The sequence below is a fragment of the Alcaligenes sp. CHO6 genome (assembly GCF_037120595.1).
GTDB lineage: Bacteria > Pseudomonadota > Gammaproteobacteria > Burkholderiales > Burkholderiaceae_B > Alcaligenes > Alcaligenes ammonioxydans.
This window is the reverse complement of the sequence record NZ_JBANCI010000002.1, coordinates 168,593-193,998: the sequence shown is the minus strand read 5'-3', so window position 1 is coordinate 193,998 and position 25,406 is coordinate 168,593. Positions and strand designations below refer to the sequence as shown.

The window sequence follows — 25,406 nt, the reverse complement described above, 5'->3', positions numbered from 1 at the left end:
GGCCCTTACCAATTACGAAAGCGCGCCGGGGGCTGATACAGGCCGCCCGAGGCGTCAACCAGATCCCGCATGCTGCGTGCGGCCAATAGATTGCGAGTGGCCTGACGTGGGTCTATGCCTAAATCCTGCGGTCGCCGGATGATGCCGCGGTCGCGCAGGTTTTCCACCATGCGCACATCGCGGCCCAGGCCTACGGGCGTATACCCGGCTACGCCGCGTATGGCCTGCTCGCGTTCTTCGTCGCTCCGGCACAGCAACAGGTTGGCAATGCCTTCTTCGGTCAGGATGTGGGTGACATCCTCGCCATACACCATGATGGGGGGCAGATCCATGCCGGTCTGCTCCTGCAGGGTCCAGGCATCCAGGGTGTCCACAAAGGCCGGCGTCATGTGTTCGCGGAACGTTTCCACAATCTGCACCACCAGCTTTTGGCCTCGCGGCGTACCGGCCGCCCCCTGGCGTCCTGCGCGGGCTTGTTGACCTGCTTTGAGCCAGGCGGGGCTGGCGTGGCGCCGGCCACGGGCATCGGCCCCCATATTCGGTGCGCCACCAAAACCGGCAATGCGGCCCAGCGTGGCGGTGGAGCTATTGCCCTGCAGATCGATCTGCAAGGTGGAGCCGATGAACAGATCGCAGGCATAGTGACCCGCTGCCTGACAAAAAGCACGATTGCTGCGCATGCTGCCATCGGGACCAGTGAAGAACACATCGGAGCGGGCGCGCAAGTAATTTTCCATGCCAAGCTCGGAACCAAAGGAATGCACGGATTGCACCCAGCCAGCCTCAATCGCGGGGATCAGGGCAGGATGCGGATTCAAGGCCCAGTGCTGGCAAATCTTGCCTTTCAGGCCCAGCGATTGACCGTAGGTGGGCAAGAGCAACTCGATGGCGGCGGTATCAAAACCGATGCCGTGGTTCAGGCGCTGCACGCCGTATTCCGCGTAGATGCCCTTGATCGCCATCATGGCCATCAAGACCTGTATTTCGCTGATCTGCGCCGGGTCGCGGGTAAACAGCGGTTCGATAAAGTGGGGGCGCGGGGCCGGGATGACGAAGTTCACCCAATCTGCGGGGATGTCCACGCGAGGCAGGCGCGTGGTCTTGCTATTGACCAGCTCATTGACCTGAGCAATCACAATGCCGCCCGAAAAAGCGGTGGCTTCCACAATGGCGGGGGTGTCCTCGGTATTGGGACCGGTGTATAGATTGCCGTGCTCATCGGCGGCCTGAGCGGCGATGAGCGCCACATTCGGAGTCAAATCGACAAAGTAACGCGCAAACAACTCCAGATAAGTATGAATAGCACCGATGTTCAGTCGCCCTGCCGATGCCAGCCGGGCCAGGCGTGCACCTTGCGGGCCCGAAAAGCTGAAGTCCAGGCGGCTGGCGATGCCTTTTTCAAACACATCCAGATGCTGGGGCAAGGCCAGCACGGATTGCACCATGTGCAGGTCATGAATCTGTGTGGGATCGACCCCCACCAACGCGTCAGCCAGAAAATCGGCTTGTTTCTGGTTGTTGCCTTCCAGACATACACGATCGCCTGCCTGCAAGACGGCTTCCAGCAATAAGCTGGCTTTATCTGTGCTGCACAGTTTGCCTTGCAGCGAGTCTCCCAGTGCTCGGCTGGCGCGTTGCAGTCTTTGCTGGCGCGCTTGATTCTTAAGATTCCAGTTGCTGTCCGTCATTAGGTTTCCCTGTCATACCTCTGTCGATGTGTTTCTTTAAAGCCTGTTGCCTGAAGTGTCACGAACGCAGCTCAGGCAGCGCGATGGAGCGGGTGCCCAGGTGATGGGCGATGCGAGTGGCTGCTTCCAGCAGCAGGTCATCCTGCCCGGGCCGGGCGGCCAGTTGCAGGCCCAAGGGAAGCCCCTGGCGGCCAAAGCCAATGGGCATGTTCAGACATGGAATGCCCAACGCTGTCCAGGCCCGACACAGCACCGGATCGCCCGTCGTCTCACGTGTAGGGGCTTCGCCCAAGGCCGAGGCGCTCAGGATCAAATCTGCATCGCCGAAGATCAGCTCGGGCTGGCGTTTGAGCTGATTGACCAGGCCTTGGGCCTGAATCAGTTCAGCCGGCCGAGTCTGCGCACACCGGTCCAGATAGGCCTGCAAAGCGGGTGACAGCAGCTCAAGATGGTGCTGGCGCTCATGGCCTAAATGAATCAGCACTTCAGCGCCCATGATGGCCTGTTGTGCATGAGTCAGCTCACCAAACAGGCTGTCCTTACCGTTACGTTGGATCTCAAACTGGCCGTCGTTGGCGCTCAGATGGGCTATCACCGCCTTGAGTCGGTCCCGCAGATCGTCTGATAGTTCCTCCCACCACGGGGTCTGTAAAAAACTCAGACGCAAGGGGGCTTGCAACAGGCTGGATGTGATTTCCGGGCTGGTGCGCAGCACATTGAACACGCGCTGTATATCTTCCAGGCGCTGGCCCAGGATTCCCACGGTGTCCAACGAGGGACTGATCGTTTTCAGGCCGTTGCTGGGCAGGACCCCAAAGCTGGGCTTGAAGCCGTAGATACCGCAAAAGGCGGCAGGGCGCACGACAGAGCCGGCGGTTTGGGTACCCAAGGCCACAGGCACCACATTGGCCGCTACGGCGGCGGCCGAGCCTGATGATGAGCCGCCGGGCGTGTGATCCGGATTCCAGGGGTTGCGGGTCTTGGGGGGATGGAACAGGGCGAATTCCGTGGTCACGGTTTTCCCAAAGGGCACCGCAGCGGCCGCGCGAAGAGCTTGCACGATGGGCGCGTCCTCACTGGGCCGGTTGTCCCGGTAAATGGGTGACCCGTAAGTGGCCGGCGCATCGGCCGTATTGATCAGGTCCTTGATGCCGATGAGCAGCCCCTTCAAAGGGCCGCTACGGTTTTCCTGCTCCCGGGCCAGGCGCCGTACCTGCTCCTTGTCCAGATGGGCAAAAGCCTGGATCAGATCCTCGGTTTGTTCGTAGCGGGCAAGAGCAGCTTCCGCCGCCTGCTGGCTGGATGTCGTGTTTCGGGTGGCGAACTCATTCACAGACATGGCATGACCTCAGATCGTGAAAGGAGCAATAAGAATAGCAATCGTCAACACGACGGTGCCAATCAGAAAAGCCACGACGGTAAAGCCCATGACCTGCCGCACATTCAAGCGTGCGATGGCCAGCACGGGCAAGAGCCAGAAGGGTTGGATCATATTGGCAACGGCTTCGCCAAACGCCACGGCCATGGACATCAGGCCCAGATAGGCAGAGCTGTCCTGACCGATGGCCAGAGCTGACTGCACGGCGATGGGGCCTTGCACCCCCCAGTGTCCGCCACCGGAAGGGACAAACAGCGAGATGATGATGGAGGCGATAAAGGTCAGGAAGGGCAGGGTGTATTCATTGGCCCCGGTGACCAGCGCGGAGGACAGGATTTCTTCCAGGGCGCGGCCGCCTTCCATGGGGATATAGGCCAGCAAGCCCATAATGCCGCCATACAGCGGGTATTGCAGAATCAGCGGGCCAGCCGTTTTGGCGGACTCGACAAAGGACTTGATAAAGCGGATAGGCGTCCAGTGCAGCAGGGCACCCGTAACGGTAAACAGCATGATCATGGAGGAGATGTTCAACGCAAAACCGCTGCGCACGAAGTAGTACATACCCGCGGCAAAGAACAGCACATTCAGAATCCACAGGTTTTCCAGCTTTTCAGCCGGAGTGCTAGCCTTGGTTTTGGGCAGGTCTTTCTCAATATCGGCAAAGACGGCCGGGTCGGGCGGCAAGGCATGGTCGGGTTCCATGCGCCAGATCGTCAGAAATAGCAGGATGATCAGGGCCAGCACCGGAATCCAGCTGTAGGGCTGAAAGATGGTCAGGCTGAAAGGCACCGTCATGTTGGTCAACTGGTGGATAACATTGATCGGGCTGTTGGGGTCGGTATTGGCCAGCGCAATCGAGCTGGAGAGCCCTTGAGTCCAGAGTAAATAGCCCATATAGCCCGAGGCAATCAGATAGCCAAAGTGCACGTGAGGCAGACGGCGGGCGACCTGACGCGCGACCAGAGCGCCGGCAACCAGGCCCAGGCCCCAGTTCAGCAGGCAAAAGAGGGAACCTACGGCAAAGCACAGCAGCGCACCTTCAACCTGATTGCGGGCACGAGAGGCCAGCCAGATAATGGCGCGTTTTAAGGGCGGCGCTTCGGCAAGCGTATAGCCGGTCACCAAAATCAACACCATTTGCAGGGCAAAGGTGAAAATGCTTTTCGGCCCCCATACTCCACGGTACCAGGCATCCACCATTCCTCCAGGGGTGGCGCCGTCTACAAACAGGGCGATTAAACCGACAACCAGCAAACTCAGAATGACGGCGAACAGATACGGGTCAGGCATCCATTTTTCTACGTAACGCACGCAGATGTTGGTAAAGCGTGTCAGCAAGTTCGGCCTGGGCTTGGCCGTGAGGGTAGCAGTGGTGTTCATGATGAACTTATCCTTGTTTTTGTCTCCCCGACCTGGCTAGTGGGTCGGCTAAGGGGTAGGGTTGCGTGATGCACCGTTTCGCCAGCACGTGCAGCTGGGTCGGGACGGTTGCCTGCATCTCGCTTTCCTCTTTTGGGTGTGCCCTTGGTGGGCTTATCGTTGTGCTGACAAGATAGCGACAGGCTTGGGCGTGGATCAATAAAGCAAATGTCGCTTTATTTACGCAGGGTGAAACGATGCCGCGTTAACCCTAGGGGAAAACAGGGTTAGCGCAGAGCCAAGCAGTTGCTTTAGATATAAAGCGGCTCGGATTTGTGCAGAGAGGATATTTAGCGAAAACGAACGGATCAGACGATCAGATGTCCAGGCCCGCAAGGGGCTGGATGAGTGGATGACCAGGGAGCGCAGGGGCTCAGAGCTTTAAAGGGTCGGAGTCAGCGGGTGGCGAAAAGGGGCGGCTAGGCGGGAAAGCCCGGCGCGAAGGAAAGAAAGCGGTACCCGCTGCTTTCCTTAAAATTTGTCAGCGACTGAATCCAGTGCATCGCGCAACAGACCGGCGATCTCTTTCTGACGCGGTGCGGGCATGCGTTCGGTAATGGCGGTCACGCTCATGGCCAAAATGGGCCGGCCTTTGTGATCGCAGAGCGCACAACCTACTCCCAGAGCGCCGCGAACGGCGTAATTGCCGACCACCGAGTAGCCGCGAATCCGGGTGTTGGTGACCAGTTGGCGCATCTCCCGTTGGGTCATGCCCCCATACTGATCCAGTTGATTAGCGTTGCGTTCGATGATCTGCTCGATTGCCTCGTCTCCCAGTGTGGCCAGATAGGCCATGCCGCCTGAGCCCACTCCCAGAGGCTGACGTTTGCCCACATAAGTCGCCAGTATCTGCACCGGATAGGGGCCGATTTCACGCCACAAGCTGACCGAATCGTCGCCATCGCGTCCCACCAGAAAAACAGCATCCCCCGTCAGCTGCGCCAGCTCCTGCATGATGGGTTGCATGATGGTGACCCTGGGGTCCATGCCAAACAAGCCCTGGTCCTGACGTGTGGCGCTGTAGCGGCGGCTGTGACTGCTGTTTTGCACCAGCCCGTGATCGATCAGGGCGGCCAATAGGCGGTAGATCGTGGGACGCTGCAATTGGGTGGCACGCGATAGATCGGTGACGCTCATTCCTTTGCCTTGATGGTTCTGCAAAGTCTTGAGCACCAGCAGGCCGCGTTGCAAGGTGCGCGGCCCGGCCTGATCCTGCGGTTCTACGGTCTCTGGAGTATTCATGCTTGAAAACGGCCGATGTTTACCAAAACGTAACCTGCTAAGAATATACGCCAGCTCGGAAAGTGTCCACTGTGTGATCGTTCAATAAAGCAAATGCCCGCTGCGTGCAGCGGGCAGGCGGGAGCGACGGCAGCCGTGGCGCAATCAGCGCTGCTCGGGACCGGCGGATTCCTCTTTGCGTTGCTCGGGGATGGGGTGCCCCGCTGCTCTGGCGGTCTTGATCATGGCGGTACACAGGCCCCGCAACATATCCACCTCGTCCAGGCTCAGTTGCGCGCGTCCAAACAAATGCTGCATGCGGGGGACCAGTTTTTTGGGATGCTTGGGGTCCAGGAATTTGACGCTTTCAATGGCCTGTTCCCAATGCTGCATCAGGGCTTGCACTTTGGCCTGGGTAGCTAGCGCTTTGCCAGGGTCCACCTTGCCCTCGGTGTGGGGCAAGAGGGGGGCGCCGCTTTCGGCCAGCAAGGCGTAACGCAACTCCCAGGCAGCCAGTTGCAGTGCCTGGGCAACATTCAGTGAGCTGTACTGGGGGTTGGCCGGAATGTGGCAGACGTACTGGCACTGGCTGATATGATCGTTGGTCAGTCCGACGCGCTCAGTGCCCAGCACGATGGCCACCGTACCGGCGTGTTGACGCAGGTGTTCGCGGCTCAGTTCGGCGGTCTGGCGAATATCGGCAGCCGGGGGGCCCAGATAGCGGGGGCGGGCGGTCAGGGCAAACGCCAGGGTGACCGGTTCCAGCGCATGAGCCAGGGTGGGAACGATACTTGCTTGTTCCAAAACGTCCAGGGCGCCGCTGGCCAGCGAGATGGCCTGAGGGTTTTGTACAACGTCCGGGTCCAGCGGGTCGACCAGACATAAGTCGCCAAAGCCCATGGTTTTGATCGCACGGGCCGCTGCGCCCACGTTTCCAGGGTGGCTGGGTTGCACCATAATGAAGCGAACCCGGTGAAAATTATCATCAAATGCCGATGCTTGCGTCTGAGTCATTTAAAATAGCTACTTTGAAGCTACGCTTCCTGTGTCTGCCCATGCGATTTTGCCCTGCGACAGGGCACGCCAGGCAGGCTCAATTATTGTTAAAAAAACGGAATTTCCATGCACCCGATGCTCAATACCGCCATCAAGGCGGCTCGCCGTGCCGGCACCATTATCTCTCGCGCCAGTCTGGACCTCCAGCACCTGTCGGTTGCGCGTAAAGGCCCTAAAGATTATGTCACGGAAGTGGATCGCGCAGCAGAGGAAGCCATCATTGAAGTGTTGAGCGAAGCCTATCCCGATCATGGTTTTATCGGTGAGGAAACGGGCGAGCGCCCACCGCTGGAGCCTGCAGGTGAAGGCACTCCCGAGTACCAGTGGATTATTGATCCGCTCGATGGCACCACCAACTTTATCCACGGTTTTCCGTGCTACGCGATATCGATTGCGCTGATGCACCGTGGCCAGGCTGCCCACGCCGTTATTTACGATACCAACCGCAACGAATTGTTTACAGCCAGCCGGGGGGGCGGTGCCTTCCTGAATGATCGTCGTATCCGTGTCTCGGGCCAGACCCGTTATCACGATGCCCTGATCGGTGCGCACGTTCCCGATTCGGGCGCGGGTGTAAAACCCACGTCTCCGTTCGCCGACATGCTGGCCGATTGCGCCGCCGTGCGTCGCATGGGGGCAACGGTTCTGGATCTGGCCTATGTGGCGGCAGGTCGTCTGGATGGTTTTTGTGCCGTCAACCTCAAATCCTGGGACCTGGCTGCGGGCACCTTGCTGGTTACCGAAGCCGGGGGCCTGGTGGGCGACTTTGAGGGCGAACAAACCTGGAAAGAAACAGGAAATGTGATTGCCGCCAGTCCGAAGATCTTTATTCAGATGCTGTCGCACCTGCAAGATTAAGAACCTAGACCCCGGCATCGCCGGGGTGTTCTTTTAATCACAGCGCCAAGGAGCTGAGATGGAGTGGTTGATGGACCCGACCGTCTGGGTTGGGTTGCTCACACTGGTAATTCTGGAAATTGTTCTGGGCATCGATAATCTGGTGTTCATTGCAATTCTGGTGGACAAGCTGCCGCCGGCACAGCGTGACCGGGCGCGTGTGCTGGGTCTGTCATTGGCCTTGCTGATGCGTCTTGGCCTGCTGACCGTGATGTCTCACCTGGTGCAACTGACAGACCCTCTGGTCTCTGTCATGGGTCTGGCTTTTTCAGGTCGAGACCTGATCATGATCGTGGGCGGATTCTTTCTCTTGCTCAAAGGTACGCTGGAACTGCACGAGCGTATCGAAAACCGCAGCGCGCATGCCTCCGGCTCGCGCATGTATGCCAGTTTCTGGGTCATTGTGGCGCAGATCGTGGTGCTCGATGCCGTGTTCTCCCTGGATGCGGTCATTACCGCGGTGGGCATGGTCGAGCATTTGCCCATCATGATGGCTGCTGTGGTCATCGCCATTGGCATCATGCTGGTGGCCTCCAAGCCGCTGACCGCCTATATCAATAGCCGTCCGACGGTGGTGATCCTGTGCCTGGGCTTTTTGCTCATGATTGGTTTTTCGCTGCTGGTCGAAGGTTTTGGCATACATGTACCCAAGGGTTACCTGTATGCAGCCATTTCCTTTTCCATCCTGATCGAAATGTTCAACCAGTTGGCGCGTCGCAAGCTGCGTCTGTTGCAAGCGGGGCGTCCGATGCGCGAGCGCACGGCCGAGGCGGTGCTACGCATGCTGGGTAAGCGTCCGGACTCGGGCGATGCGGCGATCGGTCCCGATCTGCCGGGTGTGGCAGCGCAGACCGTGTTCGGTCAGGAAGAGCGCAATATGGTCAGTGGCGTGCTCACCTTGTCCGAGCGAACCGTCCATTCGGTCATGACGCCACGCAATGCCATTACCTGGGTCAACATTCAAGACGATGTCCAGGTCCTTCGCGAGAAAATGACACAGGAGCCTCACAGCATGGTGCCTGTGTGCCGTGGTTCGCTCGATGAGGTGATTGGTATCGGTCGAAGCAAAGAGTTACTGGCAGATTTGCTGATTCATGGTCATATCCGTCTGGACCAGTTGCGTCAGCCGGTGTTTGTGTATGAATCCATCGGAATTTTGGATCTGATGGAAACCATCAAGCAAAGCCGTGGCCAACTGGTTATGGTGACCGACGAGTTTGGGACGATTGAAGGATTGGTGACGCCGCTGGATATTTTCGAGGCGATTGCGGGCGACTTTCCCAGCGAAGATGAAAGTCCCGATATTGTTCAGGAGTCCCAGGATCATTGGTTGCTGGATGGCTCGACGGACTTGCATCATCTGGAGCAGATGCTGGGTGTAGACGGCCTGGTCGATGAGCAGGAAGAGTATGCGACCCTGGCGGGCTACCTTCTGACACGTTTCGGACAATTGCCCAAGGTGGGTGATGTCTGTGAGCTTGAGCAACGCGATGCCGTGTATCGCTTCAAGGTTCAAGAGCTGGAAGGGCGTCGCATTTCCCAAGTCAGCCTGGAGCGTCTGCCCTACGATGAAGAACAAATTGATCCGTTCTTGAACACTTAATTTTTATTGGCGTTGATTGACACAACATGACCGAGCAAACTCTCTATTTGTTGAAAGCCCTGTTTCTGGGGATTGTTGAAGGCATAACGGAATTCATTCCTGTCTCCAGTACCGCGCATTTGTTGATTCTGGGGTCCTGGATTGATTTTTCCTCGGGCGATGCCAAGGTGTTCGAGGTCGTGATTCAGTTCGGTTCGATCCTGGCGGTTATCTGGATTTTTCGCGCCCGCCTGATTCAGCTGATTATGGGGACCTTGCGCGGTGATCGCACGGAGCTGATGTTCACGCGCAATCTGCTGATCGCCTTTTTACCTGCCGCTGTTATTGGTGCCTTGACGATTCAGTACGTGAAAGCCTTGTTCCATCACCAGATTGTGTTTGTGTTCACGCTGGTATTGGGGGGGTTATTGATGCTGTGGGTCGAGCGCAAGCCGCAGTACGCAAAAAATACCTCTGAGCTGGATCAGGGTGAAACTGCCACCTCGCAAAAGGCCACGGCCTTTGCCCTGGAGGAGATCACCTGGAAGCAGGCTTTGGTGGTGGGTTTCGCTCAGTGTATTGCCATGGTGCCCGGTACTTCGCGTTCGGGGGCGACGATTATTGGTGGCATGCTGGCCGGTATTCAGCGCAAGACGGCCACGGAGTTTTCTTTCTTCCTGGCGATGCCAACCATGTTGGCTGCCACGGTTTATGACTTGTACCGCAACGGCGCTTCTTTAAGTTCGGATCAGAGCACCGCAATTATCGTGGGCTTTGTGGCTGCCTTCTTTAGCGCACTGTTTCTAGTGAAAGCCGTGCTGCGTTTTGTGTCCAGCCGTACTTATCGTCCTTTTGCCTGGTATCGGATTGCGTTGGGCGGGGTATTGTTTGTGTGGCTGATGACGTAGACCTTTGCCGCCTAAGATGTTTTGAAATCCCCGCTTGGCTTGTTGGCCAGCGGGGATTTTTCTTTTCAGTGAGGCTCGGTCAATGTCGTCTTTGCACGCACCTACTTTACCTACCTACTTATCTATCTATTTATCGGTCTGTCTGTCTGTCTGTCTGTCTGTCTGTCTGTCTGTCCGCTTATCTAGCGATGTACCAACTTGATATGCGCGTTTTTGGTGACTATTGTGTTCAAGGGTTTGTTGGCAAATAGCGGGTTTGTCGCCCGTTGTTTGGTCTGGCATGGCTTGTCTTGGCTTCGATACGCTGCTGCTTATTGAAGGGAGCTTGGTCTCAGCAAGGCGCCTCTCGGTTCGTCTGCCCCGGTATCCGGGCTGACTACTTGCCGGTGCTGTGCACCGGTACCCTTGTCGGTGTTCGGATACGGGCGCGCCCTTAACTCGCGGGGTGTCTTGTCCACCGGACAAGACACAAGTGCCCCGCTCAAACAGAAGGGCGCTTGCACCCCGTATCCGAACACCGCTTGCGGCAAGCAGTCTGAACCGCCCCGGATACCGGGGCAGACGAACCGAGAGGCTCACAGTGAGGAGGGGACAAGCAGCTTTGCTGCTCATGGTGCTAAGAGTCGGTGTTCGGACACGAGACCAGCTTTCGGTGATTCTCTTCAGTAGCCGCGAGTGAAAGTATCTTGCTGGCAAAAATCACGGTCTCTTTTGCGTTTTTGAGGGGGTAGTTGGGCTCGACGGGCGAGTCAGGGCTCTTGCCGTATCCAGGATGCAAGCCCTTTGCTGTTTGAGCGGGGTGCTTGTGGTTCGTCCGGGGGACGAAGGACCCCGCGAGTTCACAGGGCGCCTGGATACGGCAAGAGACCAGGGAGCTCGTGCGCAGCACGGGCCGGAGACCCGCCAAGTCGAGCCCAACTGCCCCCTCAAAAATGCTCATGCAGCCACCTTGATTCCTGCCACCAGCACCGTGTGAAGAAAAACAGGTTTTATCGTAAGAAGGTATAAAAAGACGGGGAGCTTAAACCTGGCTGGCTGTAGGTGAAGTCACTCTTACTAAGGTCCCAGTGTCTGGCACTGATCCTCTTTACCCCATTGGTGTAAACAAAGCTGTGTGCCTTCAATACTGATATAGCCGCCACGGCGTCCTCCTTGCGAGGAGTCCGCCTCCCAATCCGGTAGCACCCATCGGCGTACCGGCTCAAAGCCGGGAATGTCATGCACTGCAGGGCGATGTGTATGACCATGAATCAGGGCCTGCACAGGATGGGCCTGGCAGGCAGCAATAATCGCCGCAGGCTGCACATCCATAATCTCTTTGGACTTGTATTGCTTGCCGCGCTGGCTACCGGCGCGGGCCGAGTCGGCAATACGTTGGCGCAGGCTTAAAGGGCAGGCCAGATAGAGCTTTTGCAGCCAGGGTTTGCGTACCCAGTAGCGAAAGCGTTGGTAGTCCAGATCATCCAGACAATACTCATCGCCGTGTGACATCAGAATCAAACCGGCCGAGGTGTCCAGGATGACTTGATCCGGCAATAGCGTGGCGTGGACATGGCGGGCGTAGGTGTTACCCAGCAGAAAGTCGCGATTGCCGCGCATTAGATAAAGCGGATGCTGATGCGCAAACGTGCGCAGCGCCTCACTGACTTGAGCAAGCCAGGGGGCAGGGCGGGAAATTTGATCGTCACCAATCCAGGCATTGAAAATATCACCGCCCAGAATCAAGACCTGTGCCTGATGCTGGGCGGAGTGCAGAAACTGCAGAAAATCCCGGAGGGTGTCTGGATTGTCCGGACCCAGATGCAGGTCCGCGGCAATCCAGATCTTGCCGGTCAGCGTGAGCTTATTCGACAATCGTGGCTTTTTCCAGAATGACGTCATCAACAGGTACGTCTTGGTGAAAGCCTTTGTTGCCGGTGCGCACGCCCTTGATCTGATCGACCACCTCTGTGCCTTCAATCACACGGCCAAACACGGCGTAGCCCCAGCCGTTGGCGGTGGGCGCGGTGAAGTTCAGGAAATCGTTGTCGGCCACGTTGATGAAGAACTGAGCGGTCGCCGAGTGTGGATCGGAAGTGCGAGCCATGGCCAGGGTGTATTTGTCGTTCTTCAAACCGTTGTCGGCTTCGTTCTTGACGGGCGCATTGGTCGCTTTTTGCTTCATGTCGGCCTCAAAGCCGCCGCCTTGGATCATGAAGTTGTTGATCACACGGTGAAACACGGTGCCATCGTAAAAACCGCTGGTAACGTAGTCCACAAAGTTGGCCACGGTATTGGGGGCTTTTTCTGCGTTCAGCTCGACCAGGATGGTGCCGTAATTCGTCTGCAGTTGGACGCGTGGAGAGGTGCTCATAGAAGTGCCTTCAGAAGAAGTGGAAGAATCTGCTGCCATAGCCGGACTGCTCATCATAGGCATAGCCATACAGGCAGCAATAAGCAGGGTGCGCAAGCCGCGAGCCTGATCACACCATTGAAATGTGCTTGCAAACATAAGATAGGGGCAATCCCGTCAAATAAAAATCTTATTGTTGCAGAATTTGGCCAGTTTGTTGTGCGCGTTGGGCTGCTTTGGGCACACCGCTGGCGGCCGCCTGCCGGTAGGTGTCATTGGCCAGCATGAGCTGGACTTCACCCATATTGGCGCGTGCCAGCGCATAAGACGGATCAGCGGTCAGAGCCATCTTCAGGGCCTCCAGAGCCAGCTCCAGCTTGTCTTGCGCAATGTACTCAGCCGCCAGATTATTCCAGGGCTCGGGAAGCTCTGGATAGTAGGTGGTCATGTCCTGATAAATGCGGATGGCGCCATTGTGATCGCCGCTGGCCGACAGTGCACGCGCCTTCAAAAACAGCAACTGCACATTGGCACCCGGTTCACCCCGGTCCTTGCGTTGCTCCAGCTGTTTCTCGATGGCCTGAAGGGCATCGGCATGACGGCCTTGAGCAATCAGGGTGCTGATGCGCTGGCTGATTTGTGCGCCACTCAGAGGCAAAGCGGTATCGACGCTGGGAGCCAGTACGTCCAGCGCGCGAGCCAGACCCTTCCAGCCACGTTCAGGTTCGGGAGCGATATCCAGCAAGGGATCGTTTACCCGCGCACTGGGCGGGGGCAAATCGGGCAGGGATTGGGCGCTCACGGTGTGGCCCAGGGCCAGCAAAAGGGCCAGGGAGCAAGGAGCGAGAAACCGAGTCCGTCTAGATGTACTGAACACAGAGGGGGCGCCTATAAAATCTGGCTTGAAGACCAGGAAGGTTGGTAGATTGCTGCCTTTAACGAGGTCTGCTTGCTATACTTATTGACCATCATTCTAACCTTGCCTCTTGCCGGGCGGGAAATACGGAACCTCATCCAAGGGCAATTGTTCTGGCACAAGGTTCCGATTTTATGACGATTACAGGCCATGTTGCGCATTTATAACTCGTTGTCACGCTCTAAAGAGGTGTTTTCTCCGGTTGAACCGGGCCACGTACGTATGTACGTCTGTGGCATGACGGTCTACGACTTCTGTCACCTGGGGCACGCGCGAATGCTGGTCAGTTTTGACATCGTGCAGCGCTGGTTGCGAGCAAGTGGTTATCGCGTCACCTATGTGCGCAACATTACTGATATCGACGACAAGATCATCCGTCGCGCCGTCGAGCGCAAGCAGCTCATGTCTGAAGTCACGGACTTCTATATTGACGCCATGCACGCTGACGAAAAGGCCCTGGGTGTGCAAAGTCCGGATTCGGAGCCCCGTGCGACCCAGCACGTGCCTGACATGCTGGGCATTATCGCCAAGCTGGAAGAAAACGGCCTGGCCTATCAGTCTGAAGATGGGGACGTGAACTACGCGGTGCGTCAGTTTCCCGGTTATGGCAAATTGTCAGGCCGCTCTTTGGATGATTTGCGGGCGGGCGAGCGCGTTGCCCTGAATTCTGCCAAGCGTGATCCTCTGGATTTCGTACTCTGGAAATCGGCCAAAGACGATGAGCCGGCCGAGTCCAAATGGGAGTCCTCGTACGGTCTGGGTCGACCAGGCTGGCACATCGAGTGTTCGGCCATGAGCAAGGCGCTGCTGGGTCTGCCCCTGGATATTCACGGCGGTGGCCCGGACCTGAAATTTCCGCACCACGAGAACGAAATCGCCCAAACGGAAGGGGCCTTTGGCGGCCAGTTGGCCAATGTCTGGATGCACTGCGGTCCCCTGATGGTGGACTCGGAAAAAATGTCCAAGTCCCTGGGCAACTTCCGTCGCATTCGCGATACCGTGGCTCCCGAGGGCCTGGCCGACGACCAAAGCAGCTATATCGCCAATCCGCGTGAAGCGGAAATGCTGCGCTTCTTTATTGTGCGCAATCATTACCGCAGCCTGCAAAATTACGCGCCGGACAATCTGCGCGATGCCCAGCAGGCTCTGGATCGTCTGTACCAGACCCTGCAACACGTTCCTGCTGCCGACGTTCAGATCGACTGGACGCAAGGCCCCGCCTTGGCGTTTGCCGAAGCCATGAACGACGATTTCAATACGGCTGGCGCTATTGCCGTTCTGTTTGAACTGGCTGGCCAGGCCAACCGCGACAAGGATGCGCAGGCCGCTGGTCTGATGCGCGCCCTGGGGGGCGTGATCGGCCTGTTGCAAGTGGACCCGGCCGTCTACTGGCGCGCCAGCACACGTTTTGGTCAGGCAGCCAGCGTGGCCGGTGCCGATTCCTTGAGCGACACCCAGATTGACGAGCTTCTGGCTGAGCGCAGCCAGGCCAAGCAGAACCGTGATTTTGCGCGTGCCGATGCTATTCGTGAGCAGCTCAAAGAGCAGGGCGTAGAGCTTGAGGACCGGCCAGGTGGAGCAACACAATGGCGCAGGGCCTAAGCGGCGTTCAATCCGGCCCTCAAGTGCGTTTGGTGGGCAAACCTGACTACTGGGACGACGCGTGCGCCCAGTTGATGAAGCGCGATCGTATCTTGCGCAAGCTCATCCCCCAGCATGGCGATTACTGGTTGCAACATCAGGCGCCGGCTTTTACTACATTGGTGCGCTCCATCGTGGGCCAGCAACTGGCCTCGCGTACAGCAGACCAGTTGTGGGCGAAGTTGCTGGAGGGCTGCGGTCAGGCGCTGTCGCCCCAACTGATTTTGGAGCTGGGCTACGAGACCTTGCATGGATTGGGTTTACCCAAACGCAAGGCCGAATATATCGTTGATTTGGCGACGCACTTCGATGCTCGTAAAATCGACCCCCAGGCATGGCAGTCCCTGTCTGACGAAGCCGTTATTGCTGACCTGTGCGCCATTCGTGGCGTCGGTCGCTGGACGGCGGATATGTTTCTGATTTTCAACTTGCACAGACCCGATGTTCTCCCTTTGGACGATGCGGGTCTGCTCAAGGCAATCTCTCAGCACTATTTCAGCGGCGAACCGGTGTCCCGGTTCGAGGCGCGTGAAGTTGCTCAGGCGTGGGCGCCGTGGTGTACGGTGGCTACCTGGCATCTGTGGCGCAGTCTGAACACAGTTGCGGTACGATATTAAATTAGGCCTAAACCTTAAGAACCGACATGCGAAATACATTCCTGGAATTTGAGCAGCCTTTGGCCGAGCTCGAAGGCAAAATCGAAGAGCTCCGCTATGTGCAATCTGATTCCGCTGTGGATATTTCAGAGGAACTCAGCCGTCTGCAGCAAAAAAGCCAGACGCTGGCCAAAAATATTTATGCCAAGCTCACGCCTTGGCAAACGGCCCTGGTTGCTCGCCATCCACAACGTCCATATACCCTGGACTATGTAAACCAGATTTTTTCGGACTTTCACGAGCTGCACGGCGACCGCATGTATGCGGACGACCTGGCGATCGTGGGGGGGCTGGCACGATTCAATGGCACCCCCTGCATGGTCATTGGTCACCAGAAGGGGCGCGACACCAAAGAGCGTGCCCGTCGCAACTTTGGCATGCCTCGCCCGGAAGGGTATCGCAAGGCCTTGCGACTGATGCGCCTTGCCGAGAAATTTGGTATTCCCGTGTTCACCTTCGTGGATACTCCTGGCGCGTATCCTGGCATTGGCGCCGAAGAGCGGGGTCAGTCCGAGGCAATCGGTCACAACCTGTTTGCCATGGCCAAGCTGCGTGTGCCTATCATCTCCACCATTATTGGTGAGGGCGGCTCGGGCGGTGCCCTGGCCATCGCCGTGGGGGATGTAGTCTCCATGCTGCAGTACTCCACGTATGCCGTGATCTCGCCGGAAGGCTGTGCCTCGATTCTCTGGCGTAGCGCCGACAAGGCTCCCGTCGCTGCCGAGGCTCTGGCCATTACGGCGCCCCGTCTGAAAGAGCTGGGTCTGGTCGATCGCGTGATCAATGAACCGATCGGCGGCGCGCATCGCGACCCCACGATGATGGCTCGTCAGTTGGGCCGTGCCCTGGCCGACGCCTTGCGTCAGGTGTCGGGTCTGACTACCGAGCAATTGCTGGCGCAACGCATGGAACGTCTCCTGGCCTATGGCCGCTATCAGGAAGTACGTGCCTGATCCATTGCCTTGCAGTCCGCTGGGGGGCTTTAGCCCCTCGCCTGCGCTGCTAAAGGCGCTTGACCACCACCTGAGTTTTACAAGCAGCGATAGCATCGCTGTCGCCCTGAGTGGTGGCGCGGACTCGGCTATGCTGGCGGTACATGCCCATTTTTGGGCCAGCCGCCGCAAAGTCACACTTCATTTTTTCCATATTCATCACGGCCTGCAAGCCTTTGCCGATCAGTGGCAAGCGCATGTGCATGACTTGGCGGCGCGTTTGCAGCGACCCTGTCACAGCTTGCGGGTCCAGGTGCAGTTCCGCCGTCTCAGCGCGGATGGCATGGAATCCGCCGCACGTGATGCCCGCTATCAAGGTCTGGCTGAACTGGCGCATTTTGTTGGCTTGCAGCATGTGCTGCTGGCCCATCATCAGGACGATCAGGCTGAAACCGTTTTGATGCGTTTGCTGCGAGGCACGGGCACAACCGGCTTGGGTGCGATGGCACCCCATATGCAGCGTGATGATCTGAGTTACTGGCGACCCTGGCTGGAGCAGCCCAGGGCACTCATTCTTCAAGCCAGTGAACATTTTACGGCGGCCACAGGCTGGCACGCAGTACAAGACCCCACCAATACCAATCCTGATTACACCCGTGGCGCGGTGCGTGACTTGCTCACGCCTGTGCTGGATGCACGCTGGCCCGGTTGGCAAAGCCGTTTGCAAAGACAGGCCCACCTGAGCCGTGAAACGCAGGAGGTCCTGGACAGTGTGGCGCGTCAGGATTGGCTGGGTCTGGAGCCGGATGAAACCGGCCGCAGCTTCAGTTTGAGCGCCTGGCGCGGTCTGGAACCGGCCCGGCAAAGCATGGTGATCCGTTATTGGTTGCAGGAGCAGGGCGCCGGTTTGCCCACGCATGCCCGTCTGGCAGAGCTGCTGCGCCAGCTGCGTGGCGTGCATGCCCAGGGTCACGACAGAAATTTGATGTGGAAGCATGGACCAAACCTGATCCGCTGTGTTCGTGGTCGGGTGCTGATCGAATCTGCCGGTTCAGGCGGGCAGCAAGCCGGCCTGAAGGCCGATCAAGCAAGTAAGTAGTTTTGGGGTGGCCTGTGGCAGGAGCGTGGGCTATGGTGTTGAGTCGACAAAGTATGTGTTTTTTTGCGTGCGCATGTGGTAGAGCCTGCGCTTGGGGCACAGAAAGTCGTTAGAATAGTTGGGTTTTGTGTCTATCCCAGACCTTAGCCCTTTGATGCAGAGTAAAAGATGTCCCTGATCGTACATAAATATGGCGGCACGTCGATGGGCTCGATCGAGCGCATCCAGAATGTGGCGCGTCGGGTTGCCAAATGGCATGCCGCCGGGCACCAGGTGGTGGTGGTTCCTTCGGCCATGTCCGGCGAAACTAACCGCCTGCTAGGCCTGGCCAAAGAACTGAGCGTTCAGCCTGATCCGCGTGAGCTGGATATGCTGGCAGCCACGGGCGAACAGGCCAGTAGCGCCCTGTTGGCCATGGCCCTGGCGGCCCAAGGCGTACCTGCCCGCAGCTATACCGGCTGGCAGGTTCCCGTAAAAACTGACAACGCCTACACCCGTGCTCGCATTCGTTCTATCGACGACACCCGCATCCGCCAGGATCTGGACGCAGGCCGTGTGGTCGTGGTGACCGGTTTCCAGGGTGTGGATGATGAAGGCAATATCACGACCCTGGGTCGTGGTGGCTCGGACACCTCGGCGGTGGCGGTGGCAGCGGCCATGAAGGCCAGCGAGTGCCTGATCTACACCGATGTGGACGGTGTCTACACGACCGACCCGCGCGTCGTGCCGGAAGCCCGTCGCATGAAAGTGCTGTCTTTTGAAGAAATGTTGGAAATGGCCTCTCTGGGCTCCAAGGTTCTTCAAATCCGGTCCGTGGAATTTGCCGGCAAGTACAAGGTGCCCGTACGCGTCTTGTCGTCCCTGACCGACCCCATGATTCCGCTCGAAGAAGAAATGTCTTCGGGCACGCTGATTACTTTCGAGGAAGACCAAAAAATGGAAGCTGCCGTTGTCTCTGGCATCGCCTTCAGCCGTGATGAAGCCAAGTTCACCCTGCGTGCCGTGCCCGACACCCCTGGCGTGGCCTATTCCATTCTGGGCCCCATTGCCGCCGCCAATATTGAAGTCGACATGATTTTGCAGAACCTGTCGGTTCAAGGCACGACCGACTTCTCCTTTACGGTCAGCCGCAATGATGCACTGCGCACCAAGGAATTGCTGACCAATCAGGTTGGCCCTGCCGTGGGCGCTGGTGAAATCGTGTTTGACGAAGCCGTTTGCAAAGTCTCCATCGTGGGCATCGGCATGCGTAACCACGCCGGTATTGCCAGCTCGATGTTCCGTGCCTTGTCCGAAGAGGGCATCAATATCCAGATGATCAGCACCAGCGAGATCAAGACCTCTGTGATTATTGCCGACAAGTACATGGAATTGGCTGTGCGTGCCTTGCACAAGACTTTCGAGCTGGATCAGGAAAAATAATCTCTTTTGCTATTTGCATTGGTTTTTTATAAATGCTATAGTAGCTTCTTTCCTAGAGCTGGAGACGTGGCCGAGAGGTTGAAGGTACTCCCCTGCTAAGGGAGCATACGGCTTATACCCGTATCGAGGGTTCGAATCCCTCCGTCTCCGCCAGCTGGAATTAAATTAAGCCCTTGTTTTCAAGGGCTTTTTTTATTGCCTGCTGTTTTCTGACGATATGTCGGCCCCTTAATGGCCGGCAGTCACCAGATACTTGCACCACTTTTTTTTGCATCCGCCACGCGGATTGCGCTGTGTTCACTCCGTTCCCGTGATACGTAAAAAACAATAATTGTTACCTTTCCCTTGCTTCATCCGAATCAGTTGCGGATCTGGGAAGGAGGGATGTTTCAAACAACACGGATTGCAAAGAGTGCAAGACTTTTCAAACAAAGACACTTGAAGAATGAAAAGGCTGTGTCGTTTTTGGCACAGGCCAAGTAAAGCAGCGGGTCTCGTGCTTACAATCAAACAAAGTGTTTTGCGTCGTTCAAGACGGCAGTCTTGTTTTTTAGGGCGAGCGATGATTAAACGAGTCCTCTGTATCTGTGGCATAGCCTTGATGGGCTTGCCGTTTTTGGCGTCTTCAACTGAGCTGGCATTAGATGAGCAGGTGGTGACTCGTTACGTGCAAAGCCTGCGCGATATTTTGCCCGTGCTCCAAACGGTGGAGCGCAGCGAGCCCGTGTGGGACGGGGGGCAGCCGGATGGCTTGCCGCCTGTACTGGAACTTGAGCAGGTGGAGCGCGGCTCGGACTTGTACCGCCAGTTAAATAGTCTGACGCAAAAACATGGCTTCTCCGGACTGGAGCAATGGGACGCCGTGGGCCAGCAGATCTGGCTGACCCGTCTCTATATCCAGGAGCGTGAAGATCTGGATTCGGTCTATGAGCAGCTGGATGTACTGGAAGCCGCTTTGCGTGATAACGCCCGCCAGTATTCCACGGCCGAGCTCGAGCAGTTAATGCGCACGTTCCAGGACAGCAAAAATCATATTCTGCGTTTGATCGCAACGCGCAGTGATGTCCCCCCCGTACAGGCACATATGGCTGATCTGGATGCCGCACTGGCTTCGCTGGAGTAACGAGGCGGCTGTCAGGTACGGGGCAGCACGATGCAATGGTGCTCGTTGGGAATGGATTCCCCGCAATTCGGGCTAGTTGTCATATTTTGACGCTTCTTTTCTGAGCATGACAGAAGGAATCGGGGATAATTGCCGTCTTGTTGAAAACTAGTGGGAAGACTGAAGCGTCATGCGTATCATCTTGATTTTGTTGGGGGCTGCGGTATTGGCCTACCTGATTGCCAAAGGCATACGGCAACTGATGGTGGAACGGCGTCAATTAAAAGACCAGACGCGACAGCCACGCCCAGGAAACCGTGATGAGCACTGATAAAAATCCATTTACTAAACTGGCTGCGAAAACAAAGTCTGAAGGTGGCGCCAATTATTCCAAGGGACTCGGTTTCCTGGGGGCTGCGCTGCTTATTTTCCTGATCCTGATTGTGGCCTCCATGGGCTCATTTCTGCAGGTTGACCAGGGGGAGCGGGGTGTGGTGCTGCGCAACGGCAAGCTGGTGCGCGTGGCCGAACCGGGCCTGGACTTCAAGGTACCGTTCTTTGATACGGTGCGCAAAATTTCGGTGCGTGACCACACAGTTCGCATGCAGCTGGAAGCCTATAGTTATGATCAGCAGTCTGCCTCGATGGTCGCATCGGTCACGTATCGCGTGCCAGAAACCGATGTGGCCCAGCTGTATTCCGAATATGGTTCGCTGGAGGCGTTGGAAACGCGCTTGCTCGAACGCAAGGCGCTGGACGTGATCAAGAACGTGTTTGGTAAATACACGGCCGCCCAGTCGATTCAGAATCGTGAAAAGCTCGGGGCCGATATCAACGAAGCCATGCGGGTGACGCTGGAGTCTGCGCCTTTGCAGATGATGGGCGTGCAGGTTGAGGAAGTGTCCTTCTCCAAGGCTTACGAGCAGTCGATCGAAAACCGTATGCTGGCTCAGGTTCAGATCGAAACCACTCGCCAACAGAAGGAAACCGCCTCCATCCAGGCGGAAATCGAGGTGGTTCAGGCTGAGGCTCAAGCTCGTGCTCAGCGTGAACGGTATATGGCCGAAGCCGACGGCATTCGTTTGCGCGGGGAAGCGGAAGCCAAGGCTATTTCGGCCAAGGCACAGGCACTGGCGCAAAATACGAATCTGGTCAATTTGAATGCCGTGGAGAAGTGGGACGGCAAATTGCCAGAGAGTCTGGTGCCTGGTTCGGCCATGCCTTTTATCGGGTTGCGCTAAGGCAGGGGCTGGCCTGAATGGGCTTTCTTCGGTAGCGTTAGGACAAGCATGACGCTACCGATTGTGTTTCCAAGGAGTGATGGATGAATGAAGAAATGAACCCTGTCCCACAAGGTGGGGGTAGCAATCAACTGGTCAGTCTGCGTAATCTGACACTCATCAATTACGCGCTGTATATCTTGTCCATGTTTGGCGGCATTACCGCCCTGGTTGCCATCATCATCAATTACATCAAACGCGATGAAGTGCGCGGCACGTATCTGGAGTCGCACTTTGACTGGCAAATCCGCACCTTTTGGTGGGGCTTGGCTGGTGTGGCCCTGTCTTTCTTGCTGATGGCGATTCTGATCGGTTTTGTGACGATCGTCATCGTGAGCGTCTGGATCTTGTACCGTCTGATCAAAGGCCTGCTGGCCCTGAATGACGGCAAGGCGATTGCCTGATCAGCCAGTCATCAAGCGTGGTTGAGAAAGGGCTCGCATCGCTTCGCGGGCCTCTTTGGGCGGTACCCCAAAATGCTGTCGAAAGGCACGGCTGAAATGCGCGGAGCTGCTAAATCCCCAGTGGTAGGCAATCTCGGTAATGGTTCGCTTGTGATGAGCCAGGCGGCGCAAGTCTTGCTCAGCCCCTTGCAGGCGCATGGACCAGATCCAGTTTGTCAGTGAAGTCGCCTCGCCGTCCCAGGCGCGGTGAATCGTGCTGGCGGCCAGCCCCAGACGCTGGGCGATCTTGCCAACGCACAGTTCAGGATCGCGCAGGTTTTCCAGCACATAGGCTTTGATTCGCTCGCGTCGCTGCGAGGCCGTGTGGTCTTTCAAGGGCAGTGTGCTCAGATTGTCAGCCAGTGCCGCCACCAAAATACCCACCAGACTGTCCGCCAGCGAGCGGTCTACCAGATCCCCGCGGGACGGCGGGCTGTTCATCAGCTCGGACACCATATGCGATAGCAGGCGTGCCGTACCGGATTGGGCGCTGCTCATCGTGCAGGCGGTCATGTCTTCGGCATGGTGCAAGCGTTTGCGCAAGATGGAACCGGGCAAGGAGAGCACATATTGCTCAAAATCCTGGTCAAACAAAAGCTGGTAAGGGCGGGTGGAGTCGTACAGGGCCAGATCTCCAGGCTTGAGATGGGCCGTTTTTTGGTCCTGAATCAGCTGCCCGGTGCCCGCGACCTGAATGCTGAGCAGAAAAATATCTTCAGAGGCGCGGGAGATTTGCAATGGCGTGCGCAATACGGTTTGCGTGGTCGAGGTGATTCGGGACAGATTGACGGCGGCCAGTTCGCGACGAGTAATGGCGCCAAAGAAGGGAGCCGTGGAGCGGGAGGGAACGGCACATTCCAGTTGCACATAGGCTTTGTTGACGGCTTCCATCCAGTAAGGGGCGCGCCGTGCGGGGGGAATTGTCGTCGTAGACCATTGCTCCATGGAAGACCTCATCGTCTCAGAACCAGAGGCAGATAGCAAACGCTGCCATCAGCCGAACTGGCTAAGTATCCGGTATGTTCCAGGGTTTGGACCAGACCAGAAAGCGTCCCAGGAGGCGATAATTTCAGACCAGCTGGAGCCCCCGGTGCCTGGCTTACCCCTCAATGAGCGAGCAGCAAGCGCACCGGGCCCTTTCTGTGGGGCGTAAAGGTTGATCGACCTGGACCCGTCAGGATGGCTCGTGCAGCAGTACCGTGTCAGTGCTGTAGTTTGGCTGAGTAGGCTCGGCCGGAGCGCTGCTCAGTGGCGATGGGCTAGCCGTGCTCTCTTTAACGACGCTTTTGTGGTGTAGGCGGGTCATAGGCTCACGATGTCCCAAGTCCAGCACCAGGCGAGTGGCTTCGGGTTTGGAATAGTGCCCCACAGGGTCATTGATGGCCTTGGCGTAGGCAATTTCTTCCATGTCCAGATCAGCGATGATCAGGCCTTCGGCATCATGGGGCAGGTAAGGTGCCAAGGTACGGCCATCAGGGGCAAAGATCATGGAGCTGCCTCCGCCTACGGTCAGTAGATGGGCGTTGTGCTCACCGACTTCCAGCATGTCTAGCGTCTCTTGGGTGACGACACTGCTGGCAGCAATCGTAAAGCACTGACCCTCCACCGAGTAAATCTGTGAAGCGGCCATATTCACCTTGGCGCTCAACGCATGTGCCTGTTCGCTGTACAGTGAAAAAGAGGGCCAGGCAGCAATGTGGATTGCCTCATGCTGGGAGTAGAGTGCGTATTTGCTCAAGGGGGAGAGGTGCTCCCAGCAGCACAAGGCTCCGACCCGCCCCAGCTCGGTATCGGAGACGATCAGGTCGCGGGCATACCCTTCACCAAAGACCGTGCGCTCTACATGCGTGGGTTTGAGTTTGCGGCGCGACCACAACATCTCGCCCTTGTCATCAATCAGGCACTGCCCCAGATACAGGCTGCCGCCACTACGCTCGCTGTAGCCCAGGGCAATAAAAATACCCAAGGTACGCGCGGCCTGGGCAATGTGATGAAATTCTGCACTGTCCAGACAGAGCGAGTTGGCCTGATAACGGGCACTGTATTTGAGTGACCAGGCCGGTGCGCCCAGCCAGACATGAAAAGGGTAGCCCGGTAGCCAGGTCTCGCCAAACACGATCAGGTCGCATCCCTCATCGCGCGCCTGACGGGCAAGTTCAATGGTCTTGTCCACGCCGGCTGCCAGATCGTAATTGGGAGAGGCGGCCTGTACGGCGGCGGCCCGAACGATTTTCCTTGTCTGCATACATCCTCCATGTCGCGGTATTCGCGATCTTGATCCCCATGCCGTGCACAATACCGCACCCGGCCATTATGATTTGACTCAGTGTAGGGCCGGGAGCGGGTGAGGAATTGACTGACCGACGCAGCAAACTTGACTGGTAGGCGCAGGCTCAGGGAGGTTCGGATGAGCGCTTGAAACGGATAGCGACGGGTGCAAGGAGGCGGTCGCCGCGTCTCTGTTACTTATGGTGCGAAGCTGTATTGCACCGTCAAGCCCAGACCCAGGACCCAGAGGATCAAGGGGATTGGACGCATCAGCAGGCTGGGAATGGTGCGCAGGATAAAGCCGAGCAGACGGGTAAACAGCCAGAGCAGGGAAGGCGATCTATCTGTTTCTTTCATATAAATCATGCCTTGCGCCAGCAAAAAGGACTGCGACAGGTAGGCGGCGTAAAACACCATGCCCAAGCAAAAGGCCAGCCAGTAATACAACATGCTCATAGGATGCAAAAAGAAAGAGGACGGCGCATTATATCGAGCTGTAGAGGCTATGATCTTCTTTTTGGCCGGACCCCGTGCTGGCCAGGTGCAGGCTTTGTACGAGGCAGGTATGCAAAATATTTATTCTATTGATGGTCTGGTGCCCGTCGTTCATCCTACGGCCTTTGTTCATCCTACCGCCGTGTTGATTGGGGACGTGATTATCGGCGAAGGGGTTTATATCGGCCCCCTGGCGAGTTTGCGTGGCGACTTCGGGCGCATCATCATGAAGGCGGGGTCCAACATTCAGGATACCTGTGTGATCCACGGCACGCCCTACCAGGACACCATCGTGCATGAGGACGGTCACGTCGGACATGGTGCGGTGCTGCACGGATGCGTGATTGGACGCAACGTACTGGTGGGCATGAATGCGGTGGTCATGGACGCGGCAGATATTGGCGCGGACAGTATTATTGGCGCCATGGCCTTTGTTAAAAAAGGCATGCAGGTGCCGCCGCGCAGTCTGGTGGCCGGCTCTCCCGCAGTAATCGTCAAAGAGCTGGATCAGAAGGCCATTGATGGGAAATTTTTCGGAACACGCATGTACCAGCGTCTGGCTCAGCGCTCGTTGGCGACCATGCAGCGTGTTGAACCTTTGACCGAAGTAGAGGCCGATCGCCCACGCCTGCGTGAAGACCAGATTTACCCGGTGGATTGCTCCAAGTAGA

Annotated in this window: 24 protein-coding genes and 1 tRNA gene; 14 read left to right on the top strand and 11 right to left on the bottom strand. The window is 57.2% G+C overall.

Annotated features, from left to right (window positions below; translation table 11 throughout):
* Positions 1-5 precede the first annotated feature (5 nt).
* The 5 genes from mdcA to V6936_RS08865 form a co-directional block, all read right to left on the bottom strand.
* Entirely contained in the window at positions 6-1,688 is a 1,683-nt protein-coding gene (mdcA, locus tag V6936_RS08885) for a malonate decarboxylase subunit alpha (protein WP_131071377.1), read from the bottom strand.
* A 58-nt stretch (positions 1,689-1,746) separates the two neighbouring features.
* Positions 1,747-3,027, bottom strand: coding sequence for an amidase (locus V6936_RS08880; protein ID WP_131071378.1), 1,281 nt, complete (start codon positions 3,025-3,027; stop codon positions 1,747-1,749).
* Between the two features lie 9 nt (positions 3,028-3,036).
* Entirely contained in the window at positions 3,037-4,446 is a 1,410-nt protein-coding gene (locus V6936_RS08875) for a short-chain fatty acid transporter (RefSeq protein WP_336579741.1), read from the bottom strand.
* 510 nt (positions 4,447-4,956) lie between these two features.
* Positions 4,957-5,727, bottom strand: a complete 771-nt coding sequence (locus tag V6936_RS08870) for an IclR family transcriptional regulator (protein WP_059318751.1) — start codon at positions 5,725-5,727, stop codon at positions 4,957-4,959.
* Between the two features lie 144 nt (positions 5,728-5,871).
* The gene (locus V6936_RS08865) at positions 5,872-6,720 is read right to left on the bottom strand and encodes an RNA methyltransferase (RefSeq protein WP_003802655.1); all 849 of its coding nucleotides are present in this window, start codon (positions 6,718-6,720) and stop codon (positions 5,872-5,874) included.
* A gap of 108 nt (positions 6,721-6,828) precedes the next feature.
* Between V6936_RS08865 and V6936_RS08860 the strand changes: the two genes are divergently transcribed.
* Genes V6936_RS08860 through V6936_RS08850 form a run of 3 tightly spaced genes read left to right on the top strand, consistent with a single transcriptional unit; the run spans position 6,829 to position 10,149 of the window.
* The gene (locus V6936_RS08860; RefSeq protein WP_003802652.1) at positions 6,829-7,620 is read left to right on the top strand and encodes an inositol monophosphatase family protein; all 792 of its coding nucleotides are present in this window, start codon (positions 6,829-6,831) and stop codon (positions 7,618-7,620) included.
* A gap of 58 nt (positions 7,621-7,678) precedes the next feature.
* The gene (locus V6936_RS08855) at positions 7,679-9,262 is read left to right on the top strand and encodes a TerC family protein (RefSeq protein ID WP_301606914.1); all 1,584 of its coding nucleotides are present in this window, start codon (positions 7,679-7,681) and stop codon (positions 9,260-9,262) included.
* A gap of 26 nt (positions 9,263-9,288) precedes the next feature.
* Positions 9,289-10,149, top strand: coding sequence for an undecaprenyl-diphosphate phosphatase (locus V6936_RS08850; protein ID WP_003802649.1), 861 nt, complete (start codon positions 9,289-9,291; stop codon positions 10,147-10,149).
* Between the two features lie 1,056 nt (positions 10,150-11,205).
* Here V6936_RS08850 and V6936_RS08845 read toward each other — a convergent pair.
* The 3 genes from V6936_RS08845 to V6936_RS08835 form a co-directional block, all read right to left on the bottom strand.
* Complete coding sequence (locus V6936_RS08845) at positions 11,206-12,003, bottom strand: UDP-2,3-diacylglucosamine diphosphatase (protein WP_336579738.1); 798 nt, start codon at positions 12,001-12,003, stop codon at positions 11,206-11,208.
* Positions 11,993-12,502, bottom strand: coding sequence for a peptidylprolyl isomerase (locus tag V6936_RS08840; protein WP_039943527.1), 510 nt, complete (start codon positions 12,500-12,502; stop codon positions 11,993-11,995). Before V6936_RS08840 ends, V6936_RS08845 begins: the two co-directional genes overlap by 11 nt.
* Positions 12,503-12,671: 169 nt before the next feature.
* Positions 12,672-13,283: a tetratricopeptide repeat protein gene (locus tag V6936_RS08835; protein WP_230406263.1), complete on the bottom strand. Its 612-nt coding sequence runs from the start codon at positions 13,281-13,283 to the stop codon at positions 12,672-12,674.
* 264 nt (positions 13,284-13,547) lie between these two features.
* Here V6936_RS08835 and cysS point away from each other — a divergent pair, with 264 nt between their 5' ends.
* From cysS to V6936_RS08785, 10 genes are all read left to right on the top strand, one after another.
* On the top strand, positions 13,548-14,999 hold the full coding sequence (gene cysS / locus V6936_RS08830; RefSeq protein ID WP_059318754.1) for a cysteine--tRNA ligase: 1,452 nt from the start codon (positions 13,548-13,550) through the stop codon (positions 14,997-14,999).
* Positions 14,984-15,655 carry a DNA-3-methyladenine glycosylase family protein gene (locus V6936_RS08825; protein WP_003802640.1) on the top strand — a complete coding sequence of 224 codons (672 nt, stop codon included), beginning with the start codon at positions 14,984-14,986 and terminating at the stop codon, positions 15,653-15,655. The genes cysS and V6936_RS08825 overlap by 16 nt, the downstream gene beginning before the upstream one ends.
* Before the next feature lie 26 nt (positions 15,656-15,681).
* Entirely contained in the window at positions 15,682-16,647 is a 966-nt protein-coding gene (locus V6936_RS08820) for an acetyl-CoA carboxylase carboxyltransferase subunit alpha (protein WP_003802638.1), read from the top strand.
* Between the two features lie 130 nt (positions 16,648-16,777).
* Positions 16,778-17,725 (top strand): tRNA lysidine(34) synthetase TilS, encoded by a 948-nt coding sequence (gene tilS, locus V6936_RS08815; RefSeq protein ID WP_442892607.1) that lies wholly within the window; start codon positions 16,778-16,780, stop codon positions 17,723-17,725.
* Positions 17,726-17,893: 168 nt separating this feature from the next.
* Positions 17,894-19,147 carry an aspartate kinase gene (locus V6936_RS08810; RefSeq protein ID WP_003802636.1) on the top strand — a complete coding sequence of 418 codons (1,254 nt, stop codon included), beginning with the start codon at positions 17,894-17,896 and terminating at the stop codon, positions 19,145-19,147.
* A gap of 60 nt (positions 19,148-19,207) precedes the next feature.
* A tRNA-Ser gene (locus V6936_RS08805) sits at positions 19,208-19,300 on the top strand.
* Positions 19,301-19,709: 409 nt separating this feature from the next.
* Positions 19,710-20,270, top strand: a complete 561-nt coding sequence (locus V6936_RS08800) for a hypothetical protein (protein WP_230406265.1) — start codon at positions 19,710-19,712, stop codon at positions 20,268-20,270.
* Between the two features lie 169 nt (positions 20,271-20,439).
* Complete coding sequence (locus V6936_RS08795) at positions 20,440-20,580, top strand: hypothetical protein (protein ID WP_162829359.1); 141 nt, start codon at positions 20,440-20,442, stop codon at positions 20,578-20,580.
* The gene (locus V6936_RS08790; protein WP_131071381.1) at positions 20,570-21,490 is read left to right on the top strand and encodes a prohibitin family protein; all 921 of its coding nucleotides are present in this window, start codon (positions 20,570-20,572) and stop codon (positions 21,488-21,490) included. The genes V6936_RS08795 and V6936_RS08790 overlap by 11 nt, the downstream gene beginning before the upstream one ends.
* A gap of 83 nt (positions 21,491-21,573) precedes the next feature.
* Positions 21,574-21,933 (top strand): DUF4870 family protein, encoded by a 360-nt coding sequence (locus tag V6936_RS08785; protein ID WP_003802631.1) that lies wholly within the window; start codon positions 21,574-21,576, stop codon positions 21,931-21,933.
* On the opposite strand, the gene V6936_RS08780 is transcribed toward V6936_RS08785, so the two are convergent.
* From V6936_RS08780 to V6936_RS08770, 3 genes are all read right to left on the bottom strand, one after another.
* Positions 21,934-22,917 (bottom strand): helix-turn-helix domain-containing protein, encoded by a 984-nt coding sequence (locus V6936_RS08780; RefSeq protein WP_039943525.1) that lies wholly within the window; start codon positions 22,915-22,917, stop codon positions 21,934-21,936. It abuts the gene before it with no gap.
* A gap of 229 nt (positions 22,918-23,146) precedes the next feature.
* Positions 23,147-24,217: a nitrilase gene (locus V6936_RS08775; protein ID WP_131071383.1), complete on the bottom strand. Its 1,071-nt coding sequence runs from the start codon at positions 24,215-24,217 to the stop codon at positions 23,147-23,149.
* Positions 24,218-24,438: 221 nt separating this feature from the next.
* Positions 24,439-24,696 carry a hypothetical protein gene (locus V6936_RS08770; protein WP_059318758.1) on the bottom strand — a complete coding sequence of 86 codons (258 nt, stop codon included), beginning with the start codon at positions 24,694-24,696 and terminating at the stop codon, positions 24,439-24,441.
* A gap of 109 nt (positions 24,697-24,805) precedes the next feature.
* Here V6936_RS08770 and V6936_RS08765 point away from each other — a divergent pair, with 109 nt between their 5' ends.
* A complete protein-coding gene (locus V6936_RS08765) occupies positions 24,806-25,405 on the top strand; it encodes a phenylacetic acid degradation protein PaaY (RefSeq protein WP_131071385.1) in 600 nt (199 codons plus the stop codon).
* Position 25,406: the final 1 nt, after the last annotated feature.

What these genes read in the sequence shown, in the direction of transcription:
- V6936_RS08765 (WP_131071385.1), top strand. Translation starts at nt 24,806, where the DNA reads ATGCAAAATATTTATTCTATTGATGGTCTGGTGCCCGTCGTTCATCCT.
- V6936_RS08840 (WP_039943527.1), bottom strand. Translation starts at nt 12,502, where the DNA reads ATGAGCACCTCTCCACGCGTCCAACTGCAGACGAATTACGGCACCATC.
- V6936_RS08795 (WP_162829359.1), top strand. Translation starts at nt 20,440, where the DNA reads ATGCGTATCATCTTGATTTTGTTGGGGGCTGCGGTATTGGCCTACCTG.
- V6936_RS08790 (WP_131071381.1), top strand. Translation starts at nt 20,570, where the DNA reads ATGAGCACTGATAAAAATCCATTTACTAAACTGGCTGCGAAAACAAAG.
- V6936_RS08810 (WP_003802636.1), top strand. Translation starts at nt 17,894, where the DNA reads ATGTCCCTGATCGTACATAAATATGGCGGCACGTCGATGGGCTCGATC.
- V6936_RS08780 (WP_039943525.1), bottom strand. Translation starts at nt 22,917, where the DNA reads ATGGAGCAATGGTCTACGACGACAATTCCCCCCGCACGGCGCGCCCCT.
- mdcA (WP_131071377.1), bottom strand. Translation starts at nt 1,688, where the DNA reads ATGACGGACAGCAACTGGAATCTTAAGAATCAAGCGCGCCAGCAAAGA.
- V6936_RS08850 (WP_003802649.1), top strand. Translation starts at nt 9,289, where the DNA reads ATGACCGAGCAAACTCTCTATTTGTTGAAAGCCCTGTTTCTGGGGATT.
- V6936_RS08855 (WP_301606914.1), top strand. Translation starts at nt 7,679, where the DNA reads ATGGAGTGGTTGATGGACCCGACCGTCTGGGTTGGGTTGCTCACACTG.
- V6936_RS08775 (WP_131071383.1), bottom strand. Translation starts at nt 24,217, where the DNA reads ATGCAGACAAGGAAAATCGTTCGGGCCGCCGCCGTACAGGCCGCCTCT.
- V6936_RS08880 (WP_131071378.1), bottom strand. Translation starts at nt 3,027, where the DNA reads ATGTCTGTGAATGAGTTCGCCACCCGAAACACGACATCCAGCCAGCAG.
- V6936_RS08825 (WP_003802640.1), top strand. Translation starts at nt 14,984, where the DNA reads ATGGCGCAGGGCCTAAGCGGCGTTCAATCCGGCCCTCAAGTGCGTTTG.
- V6936_RS08770 (WP_059318758.1), bottom strand. Translation starts at nt 24,696, where the DNA reads ATGAGCATGTTGTATTACTGGCTGGCCTTTTGCTTGGGCATGGTGTTT.
- V6936_RS08865 (WP_003802655.1), bottom strand. Translation starts at nt 6,720, where the DNA reads ATGACTCAGACGCAAGCATCGGCATTTGATGATAATTTTCACCGGGTT.
- V6936_RS08800 (WP_230406265.1), top strand. Translation starts at nt 19,710, where the DNA reads ATGATTAAACGAGTCCTCTGTATCTGTGGCATAGCCTTGATGGGCTTG.
- cysS (WP_059318754.1), top strand. Translation starts at nt 13,548, where the DNA reads ATGTTGCGCATTTATAACTCGTTGTCACGCTCTAAAGAGGTGTTTTCT.
- V6936_RS08875 (WP_336579741.1), bottom strand. Translation starts at nt 4,446, where the DNA reads ATGAACACCACTGCTACCCTCACGGCCAAGCCCAGGCCGAACTTGCTG.
- tilS (WP_442892607.1), top strand. Translation starts at nt 16,778, where the DNA reads ATGCTGGCGGTACATGCCCATTTTTGGGCCAGCCGCCGCAAAGTCACA.
- V6936_RS08820 (WP_003802638.1), top strand. Translation starts at nt 15,682, where the DNA reads ATGCGAAATACATTCCTGGAATTTGAGCAGCCTTTGGCCGAGCTCGAA.
- V6936_RS08860 (WP_003802652.1), top strand. Translation starts at nt 6,829, where the DNA reads ATGCACCCGATGCTCAATACCGCCATCAAGGCGGCTCGCCGTGCCGGC.
- V6936_RS08870 (WP_059318751.1), bottom strand. Translation starts at nt 5,727, where the DNA reads ATGAATACTCCAGAGACCGTAGAACCGCAGGATCAGGCCGGGCCGCGC.
- V6936_RS08785 (WP_003802631.1), top strand. Translation starts at nt 21,574, where the DNA reads ATGAATGAAGAAATGAACCCTGTCCCACAAGGTGGGGGTAGCAATCAA.